At 36.9% G+C, this 25,128-nt stretch carries 24 protein-coding genes and 1 pseudogene; 15 read left to right on the forward strand and 10 right to left on the reverse strand.

What is annotated here, in order from left to right; translation table 11 throughout:
• Positions 1–48 precede the first annotated feature (48 nt).
• Complete coding sequence (locus ACTCIM_RS04540; protein WP_464278534.1) at positions 49–222, forward strand: hypothetical protein; 174 nt, start codon at positions 49–51, stop codon at positions 220–222.
• Here the strand turns inward: ACTCIM_RS04540 and ACTCIM_RS04545 are convergent.
• On the reverse strand, positions 219–1,118 hold the full coding sequence (locus ACTCIM_RS04545; protein WP_472314076.1) for an ABC transporter substrate-binding protein: 900 nt from the start codon (positions 1,116–1,118) through the stop codon (positions 219–221). The two genes, ACTCIM_RS04540 and ACTCIM_RS04545, sit on opposite strands and share 4 nt — an antisense overlap.
• Positions 1,051–1,836 carry an ABC transporter ATP-binding protein gene (locus tag ACTCIM_RS04550; protein ID WP_472314079.1) on the reverse strand — a complete coding sequence of 262 codons (786 nt, stop codon included), beginning with the start codon at positions 1,834–1,836 and terminating at the stop codon, positions 1,051–1,053. The genes ACTCIM_RS04545 and ACTCIM_RS04550 overlap by 68 nt, the downstream gene beginning before the upstream one ends.
• 176 nt (positions 1,837–2,012) lie before the next feature.
• On the opposite strand from ACTCIM_RS04550, the pseudogene ACTCIM_RS04555 reads away from it, so the two are divergent.
• Both ACTCIM_RS04555 and ACTCIM_RS04560 read left to right on the forward strand, forming a co-directional pair.
• Positions 2,013–3,236 (forward strand): annotated as a pseudogene (locus ACTCIM_RS04555) (OmpP1/FadL family transporter).
• A 79-nt stretch (positions 3,237–3,315) separates the two neighbouring features.
• Positions 3,316–4,422: a DUF362 domain-containing protein gene (locus tag ACTCIM_RS04560; protein ID WP_472314081.1), complete on the forward strand. Its 1,107-nt coding sequence runs from the start codon at positions 3,316–3,318 to the stop codon at positions 4,420–4,422.
• Between the two features lie 22 nt (positions 4,423–4,444).
• On the opposite strand, the gene ACTCIM_RS04565 is transcribed toward ACTCIM_RS04560, so the two are convergent.
• From ACTCIM_RS04565 to potA, 4 genes are all read right to left on the reverse strand, one after another.
• Positions 4,445–5,470: an extracellular solute-binding protein gene (locus ACTCIM_RS04565; RefSeq protein WP_464278523.1), complete on the reverse strand. Its 1,026-nt coding sequence runs from the start codon at positions 5,468–5,470 to the stop codon at positions 4,445–4,447.
• A complete protein-coding gene (locus tag ACTCIM_RS04570) occupies positions 5,467–6,090 on the reverse strand; it encodes an ABC transporter permease subunit (RefSeq protein ID WP_464278522.1) in 624 nt (207 codons plus the stop codon). The genes ACTCIM_RS04565 and ACTCIM_RS04570 overlap by 4 nt, the downstream gene beginning before the upstream one ends.
• Before the next feature lie 160 nt (positions 6,091–6,250).
• Complete coding sequence (locus tag ACTCIM_RS04575) at positions 6,251–7,090, reverse strand: ABC transporter permease subunit (protein ID WP_472314084.1); 840 nt, start codon at positions 7,088–7,090, stop codon at positions 6,251–6,253.
• Positions 7,080–8,174, reverse strand: coding sequence for a spermidine/putrescine ABC transporter ATP-binding protein PotA (gene potA / locus ACTCIM_RS04580; RefSeq protein WP_464278520.1), 1,095 nt, complete (start codon positions 8,172–8,174; stop codon positions 7,080–7,082). Before potA ends, ACTCIM_RS04575 begins: the two co-directional genes overlap by 11 nt.
• A 359-nt stretch (positions 8,175–8,533) precedes the next feature.
• Between potA and ACTCIM_RS04585 the strand changes: the two genes are divergently transcribed.
• Genes ACTCIM_RS04585 through ACTCIM_RS04595 form a run of 3 tightly spaced genes read left to right on the forward strand, consistent with a single transcriptional unit; the run spans position 8,534 to position 11,322 of the window.
• Entirely contained in the window at positions 8,534–9,538 is a 1,005-nt protein-coding gene (locus ACTCIM_RS04585; RefSeq protein WP_464278519.1) for a TRAP transporter substrate-binding protein, read from the forward strand.
• On the forward strand, positions 9,539–10,015 hold the full coding sequence (locus ACTCIM_RS04590) for a TRAP transporter small permease (RefSeq protein WP_464278518.1): 477 nt from the start codon (positions 9,539–9,541) through the stop codon (positions 10,013–10,015). It abuts the gene before it with no gap.
• Complete coding sequence (locus tag ACTCIM_RS04595; RefSeq protein ID WP_472314087.1) at positions 10,012–11,322, forward strand: TRAP transporter large permease; 1,311 nt, start codon at positions 10,012–10,014, stop codon at positions 11,320–11,322. Before ACTCIM_RS04590 ends, ACTCIM_RS04595 begins: the two co-directional genes overlap by 4 nt.
• On the opposite strand, the gene ACTCIM_RS04600 is transcribed toward ACTCIM_RS04595, so the two are convergent.
• Positions 11,305–11,532, reverse strand: a complete 228-nt coding sequence (locus ACTCIM_RS04600; protein WP_472314090.1) for a hypothetical protein — start codon at positions 11,530–11,532, stop codon at positions 11,305–11,307. The two genes, ACTCIM_RS04595 and ACTCIM_RS04600, sit on opposite strands and share 18 nt — an antisense overlap.
• A gap of 89 nt (positions 11,533–11,621) precedes the next feature.
• Between ACTCIM_RS04600 and purM the strand changes: the two genes are divergently transcribed.
• A complete protein-coding gene (gene purM / locus ACTCIM_RS04605; protein WP_472314093.1) occupies positions 11,622–12,671 on the forward strand; it encodes a phosphoribosylformylglycinamidine cyclo-ligase in 1,050 nt (349 codons plus the stop codon).
• Here purM and ACTCIM_RS04610 read toward each other — a convergent pair.
• The 3 genes from ACTCIM_RS04610 to rplM form a co-directional block, all read right to left on the reverse strand.
• Positions 12,668–13,921: a radical SAM family protein gene (locus tag ACTCIM_RS04610; protein ID WP_472314096.1), complete on the reverse strand. Its 1,254-nt coding sequence runs from the start codon at positions 13,919–13,921 to the stop codon at positions 12,668–12,670. The two genes, purM and ACTCIM_RS04610, sit on opposite strands and share 4 nt — an antisense overlap.
• Before the next feature lie 171 nt (positions 13,922–14,092).
• Positions 14,093–14,485, reverse strand: a complete 393-nt coding sequence (gene rpsI, locus ACTCIM_RS04615) for a 30S ribosomal protein S9 (protein WP_472314099.1) — start codon at positions 14,483–14,485, stop codon at positions 14,093–14,095.
• Between the two features lie 15 nt (positions 14,486–14,500).
• Complete coding sequence (rplM, locus tag ACTCIM_RS04620; protein ID WP_029969074.1) at positions 14,501–14,929, reverse strand: 50S ribosomal protein L13; 429 nt, start codon at positions 14,927–14,929, stop codon at positions 14,501–14,503.
• Positions 14,930–15,102: 173 nt separating this feature from the next.
• On the opposite strand from rplM, the gene ACTCIM_RS04625 reads away from it, so the two are divergent.
• The 8 genes from ACTCIM_RS04625 to pelG all read left to right on the forward strand — a co-directional run bounded on the left by ACTCIM_RS04625 (position 15,103) and on the right by pelG (position 25,075).
• Complete coding sequence (locus tag ACTCIM_RS04625; protein ID WP_472314102.1) at positions 15,103–17,553, forward strand: Lon protease family protein; 2,451 nt, start codon at positions 15,103–15,105, stop codon at positions 17,551–17,553.
• On the forward strand, positions 17,537–18,322 hold the full coding sequence (locus ACTCIM_RS04630; RefSeq protein ID WP_472314103.1) for a universal stress protein: 786 nt from the start codon (positions 17,537–17,539) through the stop codon (positions 18,320–18,322). Before ACTCIM_RS04625 ends, ACTCIM_RS04630 begins: the two co-directional genes overlap by 17 nt.
• A 2-nt stretch (positions 18,323–18,324) precedes the next feature.
• Positions 18,325–19,563 carry an HD domain-containing protein gene (locus ACTCIM_RS04635; protein ID WP_464278509.1) on the forward strand — a complete coding sequence of 413 codons (1,239 nt, stop codon included), beginning with the start codon at positions 18,325–18,327 and terminating at the stop codon, positions 19,561–19,563.
• 23 nt (positions 19,564–19,586) lie between these two features.
• Positions 19,587–20,084: a hypothetical protein gene (locus ACTCIM_RS04640; protein WP_472314105.1), complete on the forward strand. Its 498-nt coding sequence runs from the start codon at positions 19,587–19,589 to the stop codon at positions 20,082–20,084.
• Positions 20,085–20,086: 2 nt separating this feature from the next.
• A complete protein-coding gene (locus ACTCIM_RS04645; protein WP_472314107.1) occupies positions 20,087–21,307 on the forward strand; it encodes a hypothetical protein in 1,221 nt (406 codons plus the stop codon).
• A gap of 128 nt (positions 21,308–21,435) precedes the next feature.
• Entirely contained in the window at positions 21,436–22,212 is a 777-nt protein-coding gene (locus ACTCIM_RS04650) for a tetratricopeptide repeat protein (protein WP_472314109.1), read from the forward strand.
• Positions 22,209–23,714 (forward strand): GT4 family glycosyltransferase PelF, encoded by a 1,506-nt coding sequence (gene pelF, locus ACTCIM_RS04655; RefSeq protein WP_472314112.1) that lies wholly within the window; start codon positions 22,209–22,211, stop codon positions 23,712–23,714. Before ACTCIM_RS04650 ends, pelF begins: the two co-directional genes overlap by 4 nt.
• The gene (gene pelG / locus ACTCIM_RS04660; RefSeq protein ID WP_472314115.1) at positions 23,702–25,075 is read left to right on the forward strand and encodes an exopolysaccharide Pel transporter PelG; all 1,374 of its coding nucleotides are present in this window, start codon (positions 23,702–23,704) and stop codon (positions 25,073–25,075) included. Before pelF ends, pelG begins: the two co-directional genes overlap by 13 nt.
• The last annotated feature ends 53 nt before the right edge of the window (positions 25,076–25,128 follow it).

A 25,128-nucleotide genomic window follows, 5' to 3' on the forward strand; every position in this document is an offset into this window, starting at 1 on the left:
GTAGTAAATAAGTTAAACGCTTCTAGTATTTTTTAGAAGGAGGAAAGTATGTGTAAAGATTGTGGATGTGGTCAAGGTAAAGAATCAAAAGGTAAAACCTTTATTCATGAACACGAACATTCCCATGGAGATATAGTGCATTCTCATCCCCATGAGCATGATCACGAACATGATCCAGAAACTGGAGAAGTTATTTATCACGACCATAAGCACGAAGACTAGTTTTGGGGAATAAGTCTCTTTTCTTTTAAAAAATTATGTAATTTTATAGCGGCCTGGATGGTATTAGGTCCAGGCCGAGAAAATTCTTCTTCTTTTACCAAGAAGATATTTTTCTTTTTTACTGCTTTTAAGTCCTGATAAAAGGTCCTGTTGGCCAGAGGATGATAAACAGGATTCATGGGCCCTACCTGCACAATATAAACATCTGGATTTAATTTTAAAAGTACCTCTGGGTTTAGGTGTACCAATTTTTTGGGGTGATTTAAAACATTTTGACCTCCAGCCATAAAGATTATTTCTGAGACAAAGGATTTTTTCCCTGCACCCAGTAAATTGGGATAGCGCACTTCAAAAAATACAGTGGGACGCTTTTGGGATGGCACTGGTTGTAGGTTTTCTAACTGGGCTTTAAGTTTTTGAATGAGCTTTTTGGCTTTGGATTCTGTCTGGGTAAGAATACCTATTTTATGAATGCATTGAAAAAGCTCTGTAAAATTTTGGGGGTCAAAAATAGCCACAGTTAATCCAAAGTGTTCTAGTTTTTGGGCAATAAGTAAACTATGGGGCCTTTTGCCCATTTGTAATATGAGGTCTGGTTTTAAGCTTAGAATGGTTTCTAAAGAAGGCCTTAAATGAGTACCTACCTGGGTAAAGGTGAGCTTGGGATGAAGAGCCTGGTCCTGTTTGGTCCAGGCAATTAGTTTATTTTCCAGGTTTAAGCTAAGTAAGATATCTGTTATTCCACCGTAAAGACTTACTATTCTCGAAGCAGGTTTGGTTAAGGTAATGGTTTTACCCCGATCATCTGTAATGGTGAGAGCCTGGGCTTTAAAAGCCAAGCAAAGCTTGAGGAATGTTATTATCAGGATGATGGTAAATTTTAAATTGGGTTTCATAAACTTCCTCTAGGATTTCTGTTTTAAAAACTTCTTTAGTTTTTCCCTGGGCAATAATTTTTCCCTTTTTTATAAAAATCAGTTCTGAACACAGTTGAGCTGCTAAGTTTAAGTCGTGTGAAGTCAAAAGAATGGCTTTATTTTTTTCTTTTGCCTTTTGTTTTAAAAGTTTTAAAATTTGCAAGCATATTTTGGGGTCTAAGTTGGAGGTTATTTCGTCTAAGAGGATAAAAGGGGTATCCTGGGTTAAAATTTTAGCTAAAAGCACTTGTTTTTGTTCGCCACCTGAAAGGTGGGCAAGATTTTTAGCCTGAAAATTTATTAACTGCATCTCCTTTAGCCTTTCTTCTAAAAAAAGAAAATCCTCCCTTCTATATTGTCCTAAAAAGGAAAGATAGGGAAATCTGGCAAGTAAAAGATAATCTTTAACTCTTATTTCTGGAAAGGCAGGGTTTTGCGTAGCCAGGGATAGAAGCAAGGCCCTTTTTTTCGAGGGGAGTTTTTGTACTTCCTGCCCCTGAATAAGAACCTGTCCTTTGTACTTTAAAAAGCCACTTAAGCAGAAAAAAAGAGTGGTTTTACCACTGCCATTGGGCCCCAAAATTCCCTTTATTTGCCCAGGCACAAGGGAAAAGGAGATGTTTTGCAAAAGTTTTTTATCTTCATAGCCAAAGCTTAAATTTTTTACCTCTAGCTGATGTTTTTTGGGGTTGGTCATAGGTTTTATCTTATCCTGAGATAAAGGGATTGTTAATGTTTTTAAGGGGGTCTATTTTTAGTGTTAATAAAACTTTTTAGTTTCTATTTAAAAAAATAAAAATTTCTTGCCCCAGAGTTTTTTTTGTGGCTAATCTAAGGTGCTTATTCTGTCAAAAATTGTTTAAAGGAGTTGGTATGCGCAAAGTTAGTTTGTTTTTGTTGATTTTTTGGTTGGCTTTGGTCGGAGTAAGTTATGGTGCAGGATTTGCCCTTTATGAATGGAGTGCCAGGGGTAATGCCCTGGGAGGCACTTTGGTGGGTAGGGCTGATGATGCTTCTGCTGTTGCCTTTAATCCTGCGGGCATGACCCAACTGGAAGGAACCCATTTTATGGCTGGTGTTACTGCTATTGCTCCAGATATGAAGGTAGAGGCCAAAGGTTATGGTACTACTAATGAAAACAACAACATTTTCTTTCCCCCTCATTTTTACCTGACTCATCAGATAAATGACCGTTACTGGATTGGGGTGGGTGAATATACCCGCTTTGGTCTGGCTACAGACTTTCCTTCAGACTGGGCTGGTCGTTATAATTCCTATTATGCTTCTATTGTTTCCTACTCTATTGTTCCCAGTGTGGCTGTAAAATTAACCGATAAACTTTCCTTTGCTGTGGGCCTGGAAGCCATGTATTTTGAGTTCCAGCAAAAAAAATATACCTATCCTCAAGGACCTATTGGTAGTACAGATGCACATCTTAAGGGAGATAGTGTAAATTATGGTTTTAATCTGGGTTTACACTATAAGCCTGTTGAGTGGTTAAGGCTTGGTTTTACCTATAAAAGTCAGGTGGAGCAACAGTTAAGGGGTAGAATAGATTTTACAGACAATACTTATTATAATGATAAGGATGCTACTGGAAGTATCACATTACCTGACTCCTTTACTTTAGGTATCGCTGTTTATCCTACCGAAAAGTTAAGTGTGGAAGCAGATGTGGTTTATACCAGGTGAAGTACCTATGATGCTTTGACCATAAAGTATGATGGTTCGATTAGCAAACTTACCCCCTTGGCTACACAATCTTCATCTAAAAAGGACTGGAAGGATGTGTGGCGTTTTCAGTTTGGGGTGGAGTATAGTTTAAATGAAATGGTGGATTTAAGGGCCAGTTATATTTATGACCAGTCGCCTATTCCTGATGAACATGTGGATTATATCTTACCAGCTAATAACAGACACATTTTTGGACTTGGAACTGGCTTTAAGCTAGATAAGTGGACCATTGACCTTTCCTATAACTACCTTATGTATGAAGATAGAGATGTGGATGGTAGAACTAGTGATCATGTCTATGATGGCAAGTTTAAAGATGGAAATGCCCATTTGGTGGGAGTTAGTGTAGGCTATTCCTTTTAAATTCCCTGCAGGCATTTACTTTTTTCAGGGATGAAAGTAACTTACTTTCATCCCTTTTTATTTTTAGAGGAGTGTGATTATGGCCAGTTCAGTATATTTTTGGGATTTTAGGACTTCTAGAAAGTATACCTATGAGCAAAAAATAAAAAAGCTTTTAAAGAACTGTGAAGTGGCTAAATTTTTAGGTAGCAAAAAATTGGTGGCCTTGAAAATTCACTTTGGAGAAAAGGGCGTTACAGGCTTTATTGCTCCCTTGTGGGTAAAGCCCCTTGTGGAATTTGTACAAAAAACTGGCGCTCTTCCTTTTTTGACTGATACCAATACCTTATATGTGGGGGAACGGGGAGAAGCTGTATCCCACTTGATGCAAGCAGCCAGGCATGGATTTGACCCCTTGCTTCTGGGTGCACCTATTATTATTGCTGATGGTTTAAAAAGCCAGAATGAAAAAAAAGTATCCCTGGCAGGAAAACACTTTCAAGAGGTTTTTTTGGCCGGGGATATAGTAGAAGCAGACTATTTAATTAATCTGGCTCACTTTAAAGGGCATGAGCTTGCCGGGTTTGGTGGGGCCCTAAAAAATCTGGCCATGGGCTGTGCTACCAGAAAGGGTAAAATGCAACAACATTGTGGTTTTGGTCCCAAGGTGGAGGTAAAAAAATGTGTTGGCTGTGGAGAATGTGTTCAGGTGTGCCAGAGCCAGGCCCTAACTTTAGAGGATAAGAAGGTTGCTTTAAAGAAGGAAAAGTGCACAGGTTGTGCAGCTTGCTTTCTGGCCTGTAAAACTGGTGCTCTGGAGGTCAATTGGAAGGTAGATGTAAAAGTTTTTCTGGAGCGTATGGCTGAATATGTTTTGGGGGTGGTTTCCCAGTTTTCAGCACCCCTTTTGCACTTAAATTTTGTAAAGGATGTAACTCCTGATTGTGACTGCGTGGGGTTTAGTGATGCCAATTTGTGCCCTGATATTGGAATTTTGGCTTCTTATGACCCAGTAGCTCTGGATCAGGCTGCCTGGGATTTGGTCAATAAGGCCAGTTATAATCCCTTTAGCCAGTATGCAGAAAAATTAGTGAAAAAAGAGGATGTTTTTCAAGCCATTCATCCCAAGACCCAGGGTAAATATCTTCTGGAATATGCTGAACAAATAGGCTTAGGCACAAGAAGCTATAAGTTGATAAAAATTTAAAGGGGGCTTAAAGCCCCCTTTTTTAGTTGTTTTTTAATTCATTCCAGTATTTTTCGTAAACCAAGAGGGCATCTTGCACATCTGTTTGAAATTCTCCCCTTTTTAATTCTTCCTGGGAGGGATAAATAATAGGATTGTTCTGGATTTCAGGAGGTAGCAATTTTATAGCTGCCTGGTTGGGAGTAGCATACCCCATTTCCTGGGAAATCTTAGCAGAAATGTCTGGCCTTAAAATAAAGTTCATAAACTTATGAGCATTTTCCACATTTTTAGCGCCCCTGGGAATGGCAAAACTATCCATCCAGAGAGAATAGCCTTCTTTAGGATAAGCATAGAGGAAGTTTTGGTCTTCAGAGTTGGCAATAAAGGCTTCTCCACTCCAGGTAACTGCCACTAAAACTTCTTCGTTTAATAAGGCGTGTTTAGGAGAATCAGAATCAAAGACCTTGACCAGGGGAAGTAGTTTTTTAAGTTCTAAATAGGCTTCTTCAATGTGTTTGGGGTTGGTTTCATTAATAGAGTATCCCAATTTTTTTAGAGCCAAGCCAAACACTTCTCTTACGTCATTGGGAAGTAAAAGCTTTCCCTTTAGTTCTGGATTCCAGAGGTCATTGAGGCTTTTGATATAACCTTTTCCCAGCCTGGCACTGTTGTAGCAAACAGCAGTACTTCCCCACATATAAGGTACTGAATATTTATTTTCAGGATCAAAGGACTGGTTTAGGAATTTAGGAGAGATGTTTTTTAAATTGGGGATTAGTTTATGATTTATGGGCTCTAAAAGGCCTTCTCTGGCCATCTTTTCTACAAAATAGGTAGAAGGCACAATTAAATCATATTCTCCCTTTACCAGTTTTATTTTAGTATACATGGCTTCATTACTATCATAAGTGCTCAAGTATACCTTTATTCCTGTTTCTTTTGTAAATTGTTCTAGAACTTCATCTGGTATGTATTCTGACCAGTTAAACAAATAAAGTTCTTTTGCTTGGGCTATGTTAATAAGTAAGCAAAAGGTAAAGAGCAAAGTTAAAATGATTTTTTTCATGTTCTTTTTCCTCCTTTAATATTCCTTTCTAGTAAAAAGTGAGCTAAGCCTACAAAAATAAAGGTTAAAATAATCAATAAAGTACATAAGGCATTTACCTCTGGTTTAATACCCACCCTTACCATAGAATAAATGCGTAAAGGTAGTATTTCAAATTGGGGCCCAGTGGTAAAAAAGCTTATAACCACATCATCTAAAGAGAGAGTAAAACTCAAAATCCAGGCAGATAAAATTGCTGGCCAAAGTAAAGGCAAAAATATGTAGCGAAGCACATTGATTTCTGAGGCTCCCAGATCCTGAGCTACTTCTAAGAGATTAAAGTCAAAGTGCTCTAGAGTACTTAAAAAGGTAATCACCCCAAAGGGCAAACAGAGAGTTAAATGAGAAAGTAAAATAGTAAAGAAACCTAACTTTAATTGAAGTAAAGTAAAGATAATAAGTAAGGAAACACCAATAATAATATCTGGAGAAACCAAAGCTAGATTGATTATAGCCAACCAGAAATTTTTATTGGCCTTAGGTGAATATTTTAAACCCAGCGAGCCTATAAGGGATAGAAGGGTGGTTAGAGTAGCTGAGGTAGTTGCTAAAATAAGAGAATTTAGAGCTGACTTTAGCAAAAAACTGTTATGAAAAAGAGAAAGGTACCATTTGAGCGAAAAGCCTTTCCAAAAAAGGGAAAATTTACTTTGGTTAAAAGAGTAGATGATGAGTAAAATTAAAGGGATGTATAAGAAAGCGTAGATTAAAAATAAGTAAAGGGTTGAAAATAGTTTCTTTTTATTCATGGACAAACTTTATTTTTTTCTCTTTGAAAAATAGAGTGCTTAGCACAATCATAATTAAGCTTAAAACTAGACTGGCAGCAGCTCCCAGGGGCCAATTGCGGGTAAAAAGAAATTGGTCCTTAATAAAGTTTCCTAATAAAATATCTCTGGAACCTCCCAGGATGTCTGGAATATAGAACATTCCCAGGGCTGGTAAAAAAACCAGTAAGCAGCCGCTATATATACCTGACTTGGTCAAAGGCAGAATAATCCTAAAAAATACATTCCAGGAACTGGCTCCCAAGTCTCTGGCAGCTTCCAAAAGTTTTTTATTCATTTTTTCAAAAGAGGAATAAATAGGCAGAATCATAAAGGGTAGCAGGGTATAAACCAGGCCAATAAAGACAGCTATTTTGGTGTAGAGTAGTTCTAAAGGAGTATTAACAATTCCCAAAGCGAGGAGAAAATTGTTAAAAAATCCTTTTTTGCCCAGAAGTAATACTAAAGAATAGGTACGAATTAACGAGTTGGTCCAGAATGGAAGAATAATAAAAAATAGGGCCAGTTTTTTCTTTTTAGGAGTAAGCCAAGATAAGATAAAGGCAAAGGGATAACCTAAAAGCAAGCTTATAATAGTAGCTCCTCCAGCTAGAAAAAGGGAGTTTAAAAATATTTGTACAAAGTGTAATTCAAATAATTTTTTAAAATTAGATAAGGTCAAGGGAAGGGAAAAAAAGTTTGTAGGATGAAAAGAAAAAAAAACTACGGCAAAAATGGCACTTGAAGGTATAAGGACAAAGGTTATGAGCCAAAATATTAAAGGATATTTGAAGAAATAAAATTTATGTTTCATCTTTTAAGATAACTTCCCATCCTTTTATCCAGCTTACTAGCACTTTTTCTCCTTTTTTATAAATCATACTTTCATCGTCTTCATTAAAGAATTGAGTTGCTTTAACAATTTTATTTTCAAGCTCGATTATAAGGTCATAAGTACTTCCTTTATAAACAGTGTTTATTATTTTTCCAGGGAAGTATAATTCATGATTGTTGTTTTCTGTGATTTCCTCAGGATAGTATATACTCATGTCTTCTGGCCTTAAGACTAAGACTATTTTTTCTCCAGTCTGAAAGTTTTTTGTATTTTTTAATTCTATTTCATGCCCTTCTATGTTGCAGAGTACATTTTCTCCGCTAGTCTGCAAAATTTTTCCTTTGAAAATGTTAGTTTCCCCTACAAATTTAGCTACTTTTAAACTACTGGGATTTTCATAGATATCTGTGGGAGTTCCCAGTTGTTTTACTTCTCCATTTTCCAGGACCAGTACTCTATCTGAAAGGGATAGGGCCTCTTCCTGGTCGTGGGTAACAAAGATAAAGGTAATTCCCAGGTTTTCCTGGATTAACTTGAGCTCTAAGCGCATTTCCTTGCGCAGGGCATAGTCTAGAGCAGAAAAGGGTTCATCCAAAAGCAAGACTTTGGGTTCATTGACTAGAGCTCTGGCCAGGGCAATTCTTTGTTGTTGTCCGCCAGAAAGCTGGTGGGGATAACGGTTTTCATAACCTTTCAGTTTTACCAAATGGAGAGCTTGTTTTACTTTTGTTTTTATTTGAGATGGAGAAAATTTTTTCATTTTTAGGCCAAAGCCAATGTTTTCTTCCACAGTCATGTGGGGAAATAAGGTATAACTTTGAAAAACAGTATTTACATTGCGTTTATGAGCTGGAATGGAGTTTATGACCTGGTTTTCTAGGATAATCTCTCCACTGTCAGGAGTTTCAAAACCAGCAATCAGGCGCAAAATAGTAGTTTTTCCACATCCTGAAGGCCCAAGCAAGGTAAAAAACTCTCCCTTAAAGACCTCAAAGGAGATATTTTTTAAAACCCTTTGGCCAGAAAAAGATTTATTTATATTGTGTAGAGAGAGTATAGGCATAGAGCAACCTTAAGAATAATAAAAACGAAGAGAAACTATGCCCAACTAGCTTTATTTTAGCAAGCTTTTTTTCTTTTATAACTTATTGGGATAAAAAGCTTTTTTTAATATGTTGCAAATATTTTTTAAAGTTGACTTTTAGATAGAAAAAAGGCTAAAAAATTCTTATGAAAAAACTAAACTTTCAGACCGCAGCTCTGGATTTTTCTTGGACAGGTTTTTGGTGGTGGCGTAGCAGGATATGTTGCGGTCTGAAAGGGGCCTTGTAGAATAATAATTTAAACGGGTTGCTTTTCAGGCCGCAAGGTAAAAACCTTGCGGCTTTTTTTTTAAACTAATTTTTTAGAGGAGGCGATTTTATGTTTAGAGTGTTGTTGAGTTTCTTTTTGGTTTTGGCCTGGATTTTGCCCGGGCAAGCTGGTCCTATAAAGCTCAGTTATGCCAATTTCCCTCCAGCTTCTACTTTTCCCTGTGTACAGATGGAGCGTTATAAGCAGGAAGTGGAAAAGCGGACTAAAGGCAAAGTTATTATTGAAACCTATCCCGGGAGTACGCTTCTGGGGGCCAAAAATATGTTTAGAGGGGTTATTGCCGGACAGGCAGATATAGGGTGTTTGGTTATGTCTTATCAACCTGGAGTGTTTCCTTTGACTACAGTAGCAGAGCTTCCTGTGGGCTTTAAGTCGGCAAAGGTTGCCAGTTTGGTTTTGTGGGATATTTTCCAAAAATATCAACCTCAAGAATTTGCCAAGGTAAAAGTCCTGACCATGTTTACTTCTGCTCCTTCCAATTTAATGACCAAATCTCCGGTTAAAGGTTTAAGTGACCTTAAGGGGATGACGGTGCGGGCCTCTGGTGCAGCGGGTAAAATTGTAGAAATTTTAGGAGGCTCTCCAGTGGCTTTGCCCATGTCTGAAACTCCTGAGGCTATTCAAAAAGGTGTGGCCAAGGGATTGCTAACCTCTTTTGAAGTTTTAAAAGACCTCAATTTTGCGGCTTACTTACCCTATGGTACGCAGACTGATTTTCAGGTCTATCCCTTTGCAGTGGTGATGAACAAAGATAAGTGGGAGAGTTTACCTGCAGATGTAAAAAAAGTTTTGGAGGATTTGGGACGGGAACAGGCCCTCTGGACAGGAAAATATATGGATGAGCATATTAAAGAGGCTCTGGATTATGCCAGGTCCAAATATAATTTCCAGATTTTTACTTTGCCAGCAGAAGAGCAAAAGATGGTGCAGGACAAATTGCAGGTTTTGATTGAATCCTGGAAACAAAGGGCAAAAGACAAGGGGTTGCCTGCAGAGCAGATTTTAGAAGATGTGTACAAATTAAAAGCCAAATATGAAGCCATGGGGTATTAAATGCATAGATTAAAATGGCTTAATTCTTTAAATAAAGTAAGCCTTTTTTTAGCAGGCAGTGTGCTTTTGTTTATGCTTTTTTTAACTGTTTTTAATACCTTGTCTACTTTTTTGGGCTATCCTGTAAAGGGTGCTTTTGAATTATTGGGGTTTTGTGGGGCCATCCTGAGTGGTTTGGCCCTGGGCCCAACTCAGGCCCAGGATGGGCACATTCGGGTCACCCTTTTGGATGGCTTTTGGGGAAAAGGCACTGGTAAGTTTTTACAGGCCCTTTCCTTGCTTTTAGCCCTGGTTTTTTTTGCTGTCCTGGGAATTAAACTGCTGGAACTTGCCAGGTCTCTTTATGAATTTGAAGAATTGTCTCAAACTTTAAATATTATTTTTTATCCCTTTGTCCTTATTGTGGGGGTAGGGGTGTTTCTCTTGGTCTTAAATCTGGGAGCACAGTTTTTAATTTGCTTGAGGGGGAAAGAGTGAGTCTTTTTAGCATTGGTCTTTGGGGAATAGTTTTACTTTTGCTAGTTATTTTTGTTCTTAGATTGCCTGTAGGTTTTGCCATGGCCATAATTGGATATTTGGGGTTTGGCCTGGTGGTAAATTTTAAGGCAGCTTCCAGTATGCTGGCGGATGAATGCTGGAAAGTCTTTTCCTCCTATGGGCTTACAGTGATTCCCCTTTTTATTCTTATGGGACAGATTTGTTTTTATGCAGGGGTAAACAGGCGCCTTTATGATACAGCTTATAAGTGGCTGGGCCAGGTAAAGGGTGGTTTGGTACACGCCACTATTTTGGCCTGTGCAGGGTTTTCAGCTATTTGTGGCTCTAATACTGCTACTGCAGCTACTATGAGCACTGTGGCTTTGCCTGAAATGAAAAAATTTAACTATGACCCTTTACTTTCCACTGCTAGTGTGGCTGTAGGTGCTACTCTGGGAGTGGTTATTCCTCCCAGTGTGGTTTTAATTATTATTGGTTTACAAACCGGCCAGTCCATAGCCGTACTTTTTTGGGCCAGTTTTTTCCCGGGAATTTTGCTTACTTTGATTTTTATGCTGGCGACCTTTATCTTGTGTTGGCTAAAACCAGAGTTGGCACCTTGTGGCTCTAAAGTGAGCTGGAAAGAAAAGTTTAAATCTTTACGCGGCTCTGTGGAAATGGTGGTTTTATTTGCTCTGGTTATGACAGGTCTTTTAGCTGGCTTTTTTACTCCTTCTCAAGCAGGCGGAGTAGGAGCCTTTATTGCTTTGCTTATAGCTCTCCTTAGAAAACGGCTTTCCTGGGAAGGGTTTAAAAGGTCTGTAGAAGATACTCTAAAAGTCAGTTCCATGATTATGGTAATACTTTTGGGAGCTATTATTTTTGGCCGTTTCTTGGCTATAACCAGGCTTCCCTATGAACTGGCTCAGTTTGTAGCTGGTTTAAAACTTTCTGGTGGGATGATAATGTTTTTTATTGCCCTTATTTATATCCTGGGTGGAGCAGTTATGGATGCCCTGGCCCTTTTAATTATTACCATTCCCATCTTTTTCCCTTTGGCCACTTCTCTGGGATATAGCCCGGTATGGTTTGCCGTATTTATCACTGTGGTCACTACCTTAGGGGCTGTTACCCCTCCAGTGGGAATCAATACCTTTATTGTAGCTTCTATGGCCAAGGAAGTCCCCATGACCAGAATTTTTAAAGGTATATTTTTGTTTATTCCCTGTTATCTTTTACTTATTTTGCTTCTTATCTGGTTTCCAGAATTGGCCCTTTTGGGAGAGAAATTAGTCCTGGTCAGGTAAGTTTATCTCTGGTTGAATTATAAAATATTTATTGGTGCTGTTTTTTTCCAGTTCTGGAGAAATTACCTTAAGAGAGCTTTCAGAGGGAGTTTCTTGAAAAATTATTCCCTGTTGAGGGGGATTGGTTTCCTGGGGCTTATCTTGAGCCGGGGCTAGAGATAAAACTAGAATAAAACCTATGAGTGTCATAACCCAGCTAACAACCTTCATATTTTCCTCCTTGTCAAAAATGTGCTTGTTTTGTAGACTTATTTTTTACCAATAAAAAAAAGCAAAAAGTGAACCAGGAGAAAATTTAAATGAGTGAGCGAACCAAGGCTTATACCCAGGCTGGCGTAGATATAGCAAAGGGAAATTTATTTGTGCAGAGAATAAAAACAAAGGTTGCTTCTACCTTTTCCAAAGGAGTACTTACAGATTTGGGAGGATTTGGGGGGCTGTTTAAGTTAAATACAGAAGAATATTCAGAGCCCATTTTGGTAAGTGCCACAGATGGAGTGGGTACAAAGTTAAAATTGGCTTTCTTGTTTGACCTTCATCATACCGTGGGTATTGATCTGGTGGCCATGAGTGTCAATGATGTCCTGGTTCAAGGAGCTAAACCTTTATTTTTCCTGGATTATTTTGCTACAGGCCACCTGGAAGTGGAGAAGGCAGAAGCTGTTATTTCCGGGATAGTGGAAGGTTGTAAAGAAAGCGGCTGTGCCCTCCTGGGTGGGGAAACAGCTGAAATGCCTGATTTTTATGGACCCGGAGAATATGACCTGTCTGGTTTTTGTGTGGGAGTGGTGGATTATGATAAAATTATAGATGGCTCTAAGATTCGCCAGGGAGATGTCTTAATTGGCATTGAATCTTCAGGCCTGCACTCCAATGGTTTTTCTCTGGTAAGAAAGCTGTTGTCTCAATCCAAGCTGAAAAAGGAGGACACTTTTCCGGGCACAGAGAAAAAGGTCTGGGAAGTTTTACTTACGCCTACCAAGATTTATGTAAAGCCAGTGTTAAATATCTTAAGAGATATGGAAATAAAAGGCATGGTCCATGTTACTGGCGGTGGATTTTACGACAATATCCCACGGGTTTTGCCTAAAGGGGTTAAGGTGCGTATTGATTTTAATGCCTTCCCTAAGTTACCTGTTTTTGAGTGGATAAAAGAGGAAGGAAAGTTGCGCTGGGAAGAAATGGCCAGTATTTTTAATTGTGGTATAGGATATATTTTGATTGTCAATCCCGAACTAAAGGAAGATATTATTTTGCGTTTAAAGGCCTTTGACTTAAATAGTTATGAGATAGGGCAAGTTCTTTCTTTAGATAAAAAAGAGGAAGAAAAGGTAGAAATTGTTTTTTAATTTCCCAGGTAAGGATTAAAATAACCAAATTTTATCCAGGGGCATTCTTTTTTTATTCTCTTTAAGAAGTTATGAAGTCCCAGGCTGGGGCTATTAAATTGGGGAAAAAGGCTTAAATAAAGATTGGGGTCGAGATTTAAATTTCTAAGTTGAATAAAATCTACCTGATAAGTTTTTAACAAATCCAAGAGAGCTTCTGTTTCCTGTTCGGTATCATTAAATCCAGGAAAAAATAAATAGTTTAAGGAAACAAAAAGATTATGTTTTTTGGCTTCTTTTATGGTTTCTAATACCTGAGCAAAAGAGTAATTGGGCCTATAGTAGGGTAGATAGTATTGTTCTTGGGCAGAGTTTAGGCTGATGCGAAACGAAGTTAAACCTGCTCTGGCTAAAGGCTCTACTGCTTCTGGAATAGAGCCATTGGTATTTATATTGATAGTGCCGTGCCCTTTTTTCTTTCTGTAAAGGGTTATGGCCTTGGTAATGATTTTCCATTCAGTCAAGGGGTCACCTTCACAACCCTGACCAAAGGAGAAAATAGGGTTTTTAGCCCTTTTGGCGTGTATTTCCATTACTTCAGCAATTTCTTGCGGTTTAGGCCTGAAACTAATGCGTTTTTGCGTGGCTGGAAAGCCAGAATCTTCTGGTTGTAAGGAAATACAACCTATACACCGGGCATTACACCTTTGGGCTGTGGGCAAAGGGGCTTCAAAGCGCCCCAAGGCCAGGTTTTTGGCTGCAGGACAGGAATAGGTAAGGGCACAGCGCGTTAGATGCTGGATAAGTCTATTTTGGGGTAAAAGTTGTAAAAGTTGTCTTGCTCCCTGAGCAATCTTTTCCTTGGGGATATTTAAAAACACCTGACGCTGGTCCTTATCTACCTTTTTTGCTGCTACGTAAAATTTGTCCTGATAAAAGCCTACTGCTCCATAAGCAAATAAGGGTAGAGGTTTTTGGGGATTTTCTTCTAAAAAGGCGCATACTCCAGAGAGGGTATAACCTGGAGAAACAAAGGCAGCTACTGCGTTTTCTTCTAAAACCTCCACCTGACCACTATCAGGGTCTAACCCCAAAGCCCTTCTTTGGGGAAGTAAGTATAAAGAGCTTTCTGGAGGAAGCTCTATAAGTTCATCTGGACGGGGCAGTCCCCATTCTTTTCCCCTTCTAACCAGCATGAGTAGGTGGGGATGGTCATAGATATTGCCTTCATCATCAGCAAAAACTAAATGGGGTCTTATTTTTTCACTCATCTTATTTGTTATTTGAATTTGTTGGTTATGGGGTTTCCATTGGTCTTAAGGCCAAATCTAAATTTTTAAATGGAAATTGGTCTTCTGTAAAGACACTTTTTAAAGAAAAAAAGAAGGACAGAGCCCTTAAAACAGAGCCCTGTCCTTGTAAAAAGGGGAGGCGAAGATGAATTAACGCTTTGAATATTGGAACCTGGCTCGGGCAGCTTTTTGTCCGTATTTTTTTCTTTCCTTGGCCCGAGGATCGCGGGTTAAAAATCCTGCTTTTTTAAGAATAGGTCTTAATTCTGGATCGTAGTCCAATAAAGCTCTGCTTATGCCGTGCCTAACAGCCTCAGCCTGACCAGTCATACCCCCGCCATCTACATTTACTTTGATATCAAACTTGTCTTCCAGCTTTACCAGCTTTAAAGGCTGTCTAACAATCATACGCAAAGTGGGGCGAGGAAAATAATCTTCTAAAGGACGGCCATTGACAATAATCTGACCACTACCTTTATAGAGCCTGGTTCTTGCCACAGATGTTTTTCTTCTGCCTGTTCCATAGAAGAAATCTACACTCATAACCTTCTCCGTGTATTAAATTTCTAATGCTTGAGGTTGCTGGGCTGTATGGGGATGCTCTGCACCTCTATAAACTTTTAGTTTTTTTAACAATTTTCTTCCCAAGCGATTTTTGGGAAGCATACCCTTCACTGCTTTTAAGATGACATCTTCTGGCTTGTTAGCCAGCATTTCTTCCAGGGTTCTGCTTTTAATACCACCTGGATAACCTGTATGCCAATAATATTTTTTCTGCTCTAGTTTGCGACCAGTAACGCTTACCTTTTCAGCATTTACCACCACAATAAAATCCCCACAATCTAAATGAGGGGCAAATTCTGGTTTATGTTTACCTCTGAGCCTTGTTGCTATCTCTGTGGCCAAACGACCTAAGGTCTTGCCTTCGGCATTCACTACATACCAATTGCGAGAAATCTCTTGTGGCTTTGGACTATAGGTTTTCATTTTCCTTACCTCTCCTTGAACTGAAGAAAGACTGTTTATGTGTTTTTAAAAAATCTGTCAACCTTTTCTCTAAAGGAAAAAAAGAAAATAGCCTCTTAAAAAAAAGAAACATTTACTTTTTATTTTTCTTAGCTTAAAAAAATGATAAAAATAAAAATCTTAGGAGAAGAAGAATGTCTTTATTAGCCCTACCTCCAGAAAAATTGAGAAGGACCATTGACCCTGCTTCTCTGAAGATAAAGAGCAGTCAAGAGCTGGAAGCAGAAGATGTGATTTTGTTACCCGGACAACCCAGGGCGTGTAAGTCCCTGGAGTTTGGGCTGAGAATAGAGCTTCCTGGATATAATATAGTAGTTACAGGAGTGCCAGGTACAGGAAGGCATACCTTAGTTAAGTCTGTAGCTAAAAAGTGGGCAGCAGAGAAAAAAAATCCTGGGGATTGGTGTTATGTCTATAACTTTGAAAAGCCCTTTAATCCCCTGTACTTAAAATTAAAGCCTGGGGAAGGGAAGGTTCTGGCCCAATCCATGGAAACTTTTATTGAAAATGCTAAAAGTAATCTGCGTAGCGCCTTTGAAAGTGAAGAATACCAAGCCCAAAAAGATGCCCTGGAACAGGAGTTAAGGGAAAAACAACAAAGAGAAATAGAGCGCTTGCAACAAATGGCTGCAGAAAGAAGCCTCTCTTTAATGAGAACTCCCCAGGGTCTGGTTTTTGTCCCCTTAAAAGAAGGCAAAGCCCTTACTCCAGAAGAGTTTGAAAGCCTTCCTGCAGAGGAAAGAGAAGTATTTGAACAACATCTGGAAGAAATGCAAAAGGAGGCCCAGCGTTTTTTTCAGAAGATTCCCAGGTGGCAACAGGAAGTAAGAGAGAAAATAAAACAATTAAATCAAGAGGTTGCCAAGTTTACACTTAAACATCTTTTAGATGAACTAAAAGAAAAGTTTGCCCAGAATAAACAGGTCCTTGCTTATCTGGAAAAAGTAGAAGCAGATATGGTCAAAAATATAGCCCTGTTTTTTTTAGAAGAGCAAAAAAAAGCTGCCCTGCAAGAAGAAATGCCTGTGCCTTTAAAAAGTGAAGAGAGTAAGAACTCTTCTTTTTTCAGACGCTATTTAGTCAATGTGTTAGTGGATAACTCCCATTTAAGCCACGCGCCTGTAATTTATGAAGATAATCCCAGTCTGGGGAATTTGGTGGGGAAAATAGAGCATATCCAACAAATGGGCTTTCTGGTTACAGACTTTCACCTTTTAAAACCAGGAGCACTACATAAGGCCAATGGAGGCGTATTAATCCTGGATTTGGAGCAGCTTTTGTTAAATCCAGGCAGTTTTGAAGCCTTGAAGAGGTGTTTAAAATCTGCCCAAATTCGCATTGAGAATTTAGCTGAAAAGTTTTCTTTAATAAGTACAGTTTCTTTAGAACCAGAACCCATTCCTTTAGAGGTAAAAATAATTCTTATTGCTCCTCCTTATCTGTTTTATCTTTTAAAAATGTATGACCCTGACTTTATCAAGCTGTTTAAGATAATAGCTGATTTTGATGAATCTTTACCCTTTGATGCAGAAAATATTAATTATTATCTTAAACTTATAGCTTCTATAATTAAGAAGAATAACTTACTTCCCTTTAAGGTCGAAGCCATAGCTAAGGTTATGGAATATGCCTTAAGAGTTGTTGAAGATAAGGAAAAAATAAGTGCAGAGATAAGAAAGGTAAGTGATTTAGTAAGTGAATCTTCTTTTCTGGCCAAAAGTAAAAACAAAGAAGAAGTGGAAAAAGAAGATGTCCTGGAGGCCATAGAATTTAGAGAGTTTAGAGTAAATCGCCATCAAGAAAAGGTGCTGGAAGCCATTTTAAGGGATATTATTTTTATAGAAACAGAAGGAGAGGCCATTGGGCAGATTAATGGTCTCTCTGTTATCTCTTTAGGTGATTTTTCCTTTGGAAGGCCAAGTAAAATCACTGCTAATGTGCGTTTGGGAGAGGGAGAAGTGGTTGATATTGAAAGAGAAGTGAAATTGGGAGGGCCTATTCACTCCAAAGGAGTAATGATTTTGAGTTCTTTTTTGGGAGCGCGTTATGCTAAAACCAACCCTCTATCCTTAAAGGCTACCTTGGTTTTTGAACAATCCTATTCAGGCGTAGAAGGAGATAGTGCGTCAGCTGCAGAGCTTTTGGCCCTGCTTTCAGCTATAGCTGAAGTGCCCTTAAAGCAAGGTTTGGCCATTACTGGTTCCGTGGACCAAAAGGGCAGGATTCAACCTATTGGGGGAGTAAATGAAAAGATTGAGGGCTTTTTTACTCTTTGTAAGAAAAGAGGTTTTACTGGAGACCAGGGTGTGGTTATTCCCAGGGCCAATGTTAAGCATTTGATGTTAAAAGAAGAAGTAGTGGAAGCAGTAAAAGAAGGTAAGTTTAAGGTCTATGCTATAGAATCTATTGATGAAGCCATAGAACTTTTTACTGGCCTACCAGCAGGAGAAAGTATAGAGGGAGAAGGGTTTGCCAGAGGAAGTTTTAATGCCTTGGTTCAGGAAAAATTGGAGTTTTTTGCTCAAAGAAGAAAGGAGCTGGCCAGGCAGCTTCAGGGAAAGGAAGGGGATGGAAAAGAGGATTAAACGCCTTTTGCTTTTATTGGATGGTTCCAAGCTAAGCTGGCAGATTCTAAGGTTTGGGCAGTGGCTGGCAAGGATTTTTTCAGCTGAAGTAAAGCCTGTCTATATCGAAGAACCTTCCTTATTGCCTCAGAAAATATATGCTAGAGAGGTGCGTTTTTTCTCCTTTCAAGTCCAAAGAGAAGATTTTTTTTGGCAAAAGGAAGTGAGATTTAAAGAGGAGAGGGTGCGTAAGTTTTTGGGGCAAGGAGAAGTTTCAGATTTGCACCTGGCAAAAGTGCAAGGTAATGGGGAAGAGGTTTTGTTAAACCAGATTACATCTGGGGATCTGGTAATTTTGGGTAAAAGAGGCTGGAGTAAGAGGGGTTTTTTTTGTGTGGGCTCCACTGCTACCCAGCTCTTAAAAAAAGGGTGTGGAAGCGTGCTCCTTCTGGAAGAAGGAGAGAAACCAATTAATCATTACTTAGTTATCCTTGAAGGGTGTGAACACGATAGGCAGGTTTTAGATTTTAGTTTTAAGGTCTATAATTCTTATCCCAAGGATATCTTCTTTTTTATTCCTGCAGAAAAAAAGAATTTTTTAAGCTCATTAAGTATAGAATATCCTTTTTTAAAGGATAAAGATATTTTTGAATTTAAAAATAGGGCCGAATTATTTTTTGCATTGAGTAAAGTTAGAGGGAATAATTTTTTGTTTTTGAATTTTTTGGCTGAAGAAGAGTTGTTTAATTTTATTTGCAACTTTAAAGGAAGTGTTTTTGCTTTGAGGTGATTATGCTTACAGTTAGAAAAAGTTTGCTGCAGTTTGTATTTTCTGGTTCTTTTATGAAAAGATGGAATGATAAGCTAAGACCTGTTGAATTGGTAGAAGTAGAAAAGCAAGCCCATAAGATGATGCTGGCTTTTGTATTGTACCTCTTAAATAGTAAGGATTTACAGGAAGAAGAGCAAATTGAACTTGGAGAGGAAGTTATTTTAAAAGGAATTTTTGATTATTTTTATCGTTTAATTATCACAGATATAAAACCCCCTATTTATTATAAAATAAAAGGAAATCCAGCCCATTTTTCTGAACTTACTTCCTGGGTATTAGAACAGCTTCATCCTAAGATAGAGTGTCTGGGTGAAAGTTTTTGGCAAAAACTTGTCAATTATTTTAAAGAGCAAAAAGAAGAGGGACTTAGCAATCAAATCCTGGAGGCAGCCCACTTATTGGCCAGCTGGTGGGAGTTTTCCTTGATTAGGGACTTAAATGCTTTTGATCCAGAAATGGCAGAAATTGATGCTTCTTTTAAGCAACAGATTCAACAATACACCTTTTTGCAGGGAGTTGCTGAATTACTTGCTGAAGAAGACAATGCCTTGAAAAAGGTAATTAACTTATGGGGGCAGCTTAGATTCCAAAAACGCTGGTCTCAAACTCCCAGGATTCCAGAAACTTCTGTTTTAGGACATCTTTTTATCGTTGCCTGCTATGCCTATTTCTTCAGTTTGGTCATAGGGGCTTGCCCCAAAAGAAGACAAAATAACTTTTTTGCAGGCTTGTTTCATGACTTACCCGAGCTTTTAACCAGGGATATTATTTCACCGGTAAAAAAGTCTGTACCTAAAATTAGCAATCTCATTCGAGAGTATGAAGAAAGTGAATTGGAAAAACGGATATTTTCGCTTTTAAAGGATTATCCTCTGGTGGTGGAAAGGCTAAAATATTTTTTAGGTCTTGATGTGGGGTCAGAATTTACTTCTACAGTTATTTTACAGGAAGAAGTAAGGGAAGTGACTTTAGAACAACTGGAAGTAAATTATAATAAAGATGAATTTGACCCAAAAGATGGAGAATTATTAAAAGTGTGTGATAATTTAGCTGCTTTTATTGAAGCTTATACTGCCTATAGAAATGGAATTATGAACGAACAGTTGCAAGTAGCTATTTTTAGGATTAAAAGTCAATATCAAAATTATATGTTAGCTAATAAGCTACATATAGGTGGATTGCTTTCTGACTTTGATTAAAAAATAGTAAAAGGAGATAGACAATGAAAAGAATATTTATTTTTATGGTACTTTCCTTGTTTTTGTTGGGCTGTTCTAGTGTTAAAACTCAAGGGGACTTTTCTTATCCTCTGGAAAAAAAGTTGGGTTTGGTGGTTTTGAAGAATAATACAGAGACTCCTTTAGCTGGATTTAGAGCTAGTAGTATCTTAGAAGGTATTCTGGAAGCCAGGGAAGTTAAGGTAAAGTTTTATTTACAGGAAAAGTTGCAGGACGAGTATTTACCTCAAGAAGTGAATAAATTTTTACTTCAGGCCAAAGACGATGGTCTGGAATATCTTTTGAGTGGAGAAGTTAATGAGTGGAGGTATAAAACAGGGATAGATGGAGAGCCTGCAGTAAGTGTTCGTCTGGCTTTGTGGGATGTACAAAAGGAAAGCATTGTCTGGAGTGGAGTTGGGGCTAAGAGCGGCTGGGGACACGAGTCTTTAGGTACAGTAGCTCAGGAAGTGTTGTTGGAACTTGTAGAGGAAGTTTTTTAAGTATGCGTAGCTCTCTTTGGGGAATAATCTTAGAGACTATTATTTTTGCCTTCCTATTTTTTGTGTTGGGTTTATTTTTCAATTCAAAAGACCCTCTCTTTTTACATAGCCACTTAAACTATACTTTGCTGGTTTCAGTTGTCTTGACTTTATTTTACGGGTTGAGTGCTGGTTTAATCTTGCTTATTCTGTTTATTATTGAGGGATATTTTTTTTATTCTGAATTTCCCTATCTTTTTTATATTCAGAATTTTTTATTTATTTTGGTATGCGGAGAGTTTAACTATTATTGGAATAGTAAGATAAGAGGTAATGAAGAAAAATTAAGATACTTTAAGAATAGATTAAGAGAGCTGGGTAGAAGTTTTTATGTTTTGAAAATATCACATAATCAGCTAGAAGAAAAATATTTAACTAAACCTTATAGTTTGAGAAATATTTTGTACGAAATAGAAACTGCTTTCCAAAAATCAAAACAAGAGGCACTTATAAAACTGGAGGCAGTAATAAAAAATTATTTTAAGGTAAAAGATTTTGATTTACTTTTGGTAGATAGAAAAAATTTAGAGTTTTATACCCCAAATCTAAAAAAGAAAAAACTTGCCACCAGGGAAGTGGAGTTAATTCAAAATTTTTTTGAACAAGAAGAAGCTATCTTTATTTCTTCAGAAGAAAAAGACCTGGATAACAATTTATTAGCCGTTATTCCTGGTTTTAACTGGGACAATAAACCTCTACTGGTTTTATTGGTAAGAGAAATGGAGTTCTTAGACTTTAATCAAGAAAACTTTATGGCTATGTTTATTACCCTTTCCTACTTGGCCATGCGGATAGGTTTTGTAAAAGATACTTTTAAAGATGAGCTTTGTAAATATTGTGACCCTCGTTTTGTAAAGGATGTGTATACCTTATCTTACCTGGGAGAGAAATATAAGCTTAATAGCTCCCTGGTGGCTATTTTATTAAATCCCAAGTTGGAAAACTATTTAAAGAGTTATAAGTTAAGGCTTAGACTTCTGGATAGAATAGAGTTTTTAACCTGGCAAGATAAAAAAATAGCCCTTATTCTTTTCCCCTTTGAAGGTAAAAATGGCGCTTTGGGATTTGTAGAAAGGATTAAAAAGGAAGGCTTTGAGCTTAGAGATTATCAAATAATACCCTTTGCCAACTCTTCTCTGACCAAAATCAAACAAGAAGTAAGAGCTTTTCTAGCTTTATTATGATTACTTTTGATAACTATATACTATTTTATATTGTATTTTGCTTTATTTTAGCTTTAACTTTTTTTATTTTTTTGATTAAAGATTTGTATAAAAAAAGTTATATTTTTATCTTTTTACTTGTGTTTCTTTTGACTGTTTTAAATCCTGTTTTTTCTTCTATATTTTTTATTTTTATTCTTAAACAAAAAAATAAAACAATTAGTAAGGAAAAAGTACTATTTGAAGAAGAAGATAATATTTGGGCTAAACCTTTTAATTTTGGTATGAGAAGATTGGGAGAAGCAAGTGTATCCCTTTTGCCTGAAAAGGGAAATGTTCCCTTAGAAATAAGACTGGAATTAATCAACCTTTTAAATCAATATAAAAGTCCCTGGAGTATAAGAATTGTAGAAAACTTATTAAAGGATAAAGAAGATGAAGTAAGGCTTTTGGGATATAGTGTTCTGGATAAATTGGAAACCAGGATAAGTAAAAAGGTAGAATATTTTTTAGATAAATATCATGGAGCAAAAGAAAAGAAAGAAAAGGCTATTCTGGCTCGTAATATAGCCTATGCCTTTTGGGACTTTCTCTATTATAATTTGGTAGATACAGAAATGGAAAAGGTAATTTTAAAGAAGATAGAATTCTTCTTGGAAGAAGCCAAAAAGGTTTTACCCAAAGACCCTTATGTGCTGGTTTTGTTGGGAAGAATGGCTTTGCGGCAAGGTAAGCAACAAGAGGCTATTTTCTGGCTGTCCAGGGCTAAAGAATACGGAGCTAGCAACTATAGTACGATTCCCTATTTGGCTGAAGCCTTTTTTGCTTTAAGAGATTTTACCAGCCTTAAAAAAATAGCCAATGAATTTAAAGAGTTTGTAGAGCATCCTAAACTTGGGCTTATCTGGAGGATGTTAGTTAAGTGAAAGAATATACCCTATTGGAAAAAGAGAAGTCTTTTGATATTTTAATTTTAGCTGAGGGAACATATCCCTATGTACGCGGTGGAGTTTCTTCCTGGATTCATCATTTAATTTCCATTTTTCCTGAATACAAATTTGGAATTGTTTTTTTAGGGAGTAAAAAAGAAGACTATGGTGAGGTACAATATACTTTCCCAGAAAATTTAGTATACCTAAAAGCTGTCTTTATTTTTGATTTTGCGTATTTTAAAATAAAAAAAGGTTTAAAGATAAAAAAAAGCACGATTGAAGATGTTTTCAAGCTACATAAGTGGTATAAGGGCTTAGAGCCCAATTTTCCTCCAGTATTTCACTCCCCCAGGACCTTTTATGAAGATTTGGAGGCAGATAAATTTTTATACTCTAGAGATAGTTTTGACTTTATTGTTCAAAATTACTTACAAAGTGCCAAGGAATTGCCTTTTATTGACTATTTTTGGCAAATAAGAAATTTGCACTTACCTGTACTTGAATCTAGTAAAATTTGTAAACTGGATTTTAAATGTAAAGTTATTCATAGCCCTTCAACTGGCTATGCTGGATTTTTGGGTTCTTTATTGTCTTATGATAGAAACATACCTTTTATTTTAACTGAGCATGGTATTTATGTGCGGGAGAGAAAAATTGATATTTTTTCTCAGGAAGATAATATTTCTGGTTATAATTTATTTTCATCTGATAAAAGTAAGTTAGATATAAAGAAAATCTGGATTTCCTTATTTGAAGGATTGGCTAAAATAACTTATAATAGAGCATTTAAAATAGTTTCCCTTTTTCCTAAAGCTAGAGATATACAGGTTAAAATAGGTGCTCCTAAAGAAAAATGCTTGGTTATACCCAATGGCATAAATCTAGGTATATTTAAAAAAGAGAAGCAGCAAAGAAAAAATGTAATTGTAAATATCGGAAGAGTGGTAAAGATAAAGGATATAAAGACTTTTATAAAAGCCATGGGGGTTCTTTTGACTAAAAAGAAGGATGTGGAAGGTTGGATTGTTGGACCCACAGAAGAAGATGAGGAATATGCTAGAGAATGTCTGGACTTGGTTGCTGCTTTGGGTTTGGAAGATAAAATAAAGTTTTTAGGCTTTAGAAAACCAGAAGAAATTTTGCCCGGAGTAAAATTGTTGACCTTAACTTCCATAAGCGAAGGAATGCCTCTGGTCATTTTAGAAGCCTTTGCCTGTGGAGTGCCAGTGGTGGCCACAGATGTGGGGGCATGTAAGGACTTGATCTATGGGCAGGAAGGAGAAGATAAAGCCCTAGGCAAAGCTGGAGAGATTGTGCCCCTGGCCAGTCCTAAGGAAATTGCCCGGGTGTATCTGGATTTTTTGGTAGATAGAGAAAAATGGCAAAAGGCAAGTCTGGTAGCTCAAAAAAGAGTCCATACTTTTTATTCTCAGAAGGTTTTTTATAATAATTATAAGATGTTGTATCAAGAGGCATTAAGTAAATGGCCGGTATAGCCTTTGAACTAAAAAAACTTTTAAAAAAACAAAAACTATTTTCCCTGCTTGTAGCCTATGGTTATAGTGCTGTGCTGATTTCTGGTCCTTGGGTAATTTCTATTATCAGCATTTTGTTGGTGGGTTATTTTGCATACTCCCAGCAGGATAATCTTTTTATTCTCCAGTTTCAAAGTCTAGTGACCTATTTGCTGGCCCTTAGCCTTATTCTTACTGGTTCTTTTCAGCTTTCTTTTGTTCGGAGTATAGCAGATTTTATTTTTCAAAAAAGGGAAGAACAGGTATTCCCCAATTTAATGGGAGCCCTTTTATTATCTTTTGGGCTAGGTATAATTGGGGCGTTTATTGGTATAGGTTTATTTTTAAACTCTCTGGATTTGACTATTAAAATTCTAATACTTTTTTCTTTTATTGCTCTTTGTGGAATCTGGATTGTCAATGTTTTGTTCTCTGGCTTAAAAGAGTATAAAAAACTTTTATTATTATACTTTGTTTCCTTTGCAAGTATATTTGTTTTTTCTTTTTATTTTAAAAAATATGGATTATCTGGTTTGCTTTTTTCTTTTCTTTTAGGCCTAAGTATTCTTCTTTATTTTTCCTTAATTTTGATAGGTAGTAATTTTGTTTTAAACAATTTTATTTCTTTTGATTTTTTGCAAAAAGATAATTTTTACCTTACCTATGCTTTAATAGGTCTTTTTTATAATCTTGGTATTTGGATAGATAAATTTATGTTTTGGTTTTCCCGGGATACAGGAAGAGTAGTTATTGGCGGTTTAAAAAATTCCATTCTTTATGACTTACCTATTTTTTTGGCCTATCTTTCTATTGTTCCTGGAATGTCTGTGCTTTTTTATCGCCTGGAAGTAGATTTTGCAGAGAAATATGAAAAATTTTACGATGCTGTTAGAGAGAAGGGAACCTTAGAGGAAATTTTTTACTATAAAAAAAAGATGATTAGAAGTATTAGAATGGCCATTCGGGAGATAATGATAGTGCAGGGTATATTTACCTTGATTTTGTTCTTAACTTCAGAGGATATTTTTTCTTTGCTCAATATTCCCAAATTGTATCTACCACTTTTTTATGTGGACCTGGTTGGAGCTCAGTTGCAGCTTGGGTTTACCTTTTGTTTAAGTTTTTTATTTTATTTGAATAAAAGAATTATTTGTCTTATTATGTCTATTTTATTTTTTGTCTTAAATTTTATTTTTACTTACCTAAGTATAAAATTAGGTCCATATTTTTATGGTTATGGATTTTCTTGTTCTTTGCTCGTTTGTTTTGTTTTAATCTTATTTTTATTAAGTAAAGTAATGGAAGATTTAGAATATGAGACATTTGCCTTTCAAGAGTATTAGTTTAATAATCTTTATTTTTTTAGCAGGTAATATTTGGGCCCAAAAAATTGAGG

It is taken from the genome of Desulfonauticus sp., assembly GCF_055126295.1.

What these genes read in the sequence shown, in the direction of transcription:
- ACTCIM_RS04585 (WP_464278519.1), top strand. Translation starts at nt 8,534, where the DNA reads ATGTTTAGAGTGTTGTTGAGTTTCTTTTTGGTTTTGGCCTGGATTTTG.
- ACTCIM_RS04560 (WP_472314081.1), top strand. Translation starts at nt 3,316, where the DNA reads ATGGCCAGTTCAGTATATTTTTGGGATTTTAGGACTTCTAGAAAGTAT.
- ACTCIM_RS04635 (WP_464278509.1), top strand. Translation starts at nt 18,325, where the DNA reads ATGCTTACAGTTAGAAAAAGTTTGCTGCAGTTTGTATTTTCTGGTTCT.
- ACTCIM_RS04645 (WP_472314107.1), top strand. Translation starts at nt 20,087, where the DNA reads ATGCGTAGCTCTCTTTGGGGAATAATCTTAGAGACTATTATTTTTGCC.
- rpsI (WP_472314099.1), bottom strand. Translation starts at nt 14,485, where the DNA reads ATGAGTGTAGATTTCTTCTATGGAACAGGCAGAAGAAAAACATCTGTG.
- pelG (WP_472314115.1), top strand. Translation starts at nt 23,702, where the DNA reads ATGGCCGGTATAGCCTTTGAACTAAAAAAACTTTTAAAAAAACAAAAA.
- potA (WP_464278520.1), bottom strand. Translation starts at nt 8,174, where the DNA reads ATGCCTATACTCTCTCTACACAATATAAATAAATCTTTTTCTGGCCAA.
- ACTCIM_RS04545 (WP_472314076.1), bottom strand. Translation starts at nt 1,118, where the DNA reads ATGAAACCCAATTTAAAATTTACCATCATCCTGATAATAACATTCCTC.
- ACTCIM_RS04590 (WP_464278518.1), top strand. Translation starts at nt 9,539, where the DNA reads ATGCATAGATTAAAATGGCTTAATTCTTTAAATAAAGTAAGCCTTTTT.
- ACTCIM_RS04600 (WP_472314090.1), bottom strand. Translation starts at nt 11,532, where the DNA reads ATGAAGGTTGTTAGCTGGGTTATGACACTCATAGGTTTTATTCTAGTT.
- ACTCIM_RS04550 (WP_472314079.1), bottom strand. Translation starts at nt 1,836, where the DNA reads ATGACCAACCCCAAAAAACATCAGCTAGAGGTAAAAAATTTAAGCTTT.
- ACTCIM_RS04540 (WP_464278534.1), top strand. Translation starts at nt 49, where the DNA reads ATGTGTAAAGATTGTGGATGTGGTCAAGGTAAAGAATCAAAAGGTAAA.
- ACTCIM_RS04625 (WP_472314102.1), top strand. Translation starts at nt 15,103, where the DNA reads ATGTCTTTATTAGCCCTACCTCCAGAAAAATTGAGAAGGACCATTGAC.
- ACTCIM_RS04575 (WP_472314084.1), bottom strand. Translation starts at nt 7,090, where the DNA reads ATGAAACATAAATTTTATTTCTTCAAATATCCTTTAATATTTTGGCTC.
- ACTCIM_RS04640 (WP_472314105.1), top strand. Translation starts at nt 19,587, where the DNA reads ATGAAAAGAATATTTATTTTTATGGTACTTTCCTTGTTTTTGTTGGGC.
- rplM (WP_029969074.1), bottom strand. Translation starts at nt 14,929, where the DNA reads ATGAAAACCTATAGTCCAAAGCCACAAGAGATTTCTCGCAATTGGTAT.
- ACTCIM_RS04565 (WP_464278523.1), bottom strand. Translation starts at nt 5,470, where the DNA reads ATGAAAAAAATCATTTTAACTTTGCTCTTTACCTTTTGCTTACTTATT.
- purM (WP_472314093.1), top strand. Translation starts at nt 11,622, where the DNA reads ATGAGTGAGCGAACCAAGGCTTATACCCAGGCTGGCGTAGATATAGCA.
- ACTCIM_RS04630 (WP_472314103.1), top strand. Translation starts at nt 17,537, where the DNA reads ATGGAAAAGAGGATTAAACGCCTTTTGCTTTTATTGGATGGTTCCAAG.
- ACTCIM_RS04610 (WP_472314096.1), bottom strand. Translation starts at nt 13,921, where the DNA reads ATGAGTGAAAAAATAAGACCCCATTTAGTTTTTGCTGATGATGAAGGC.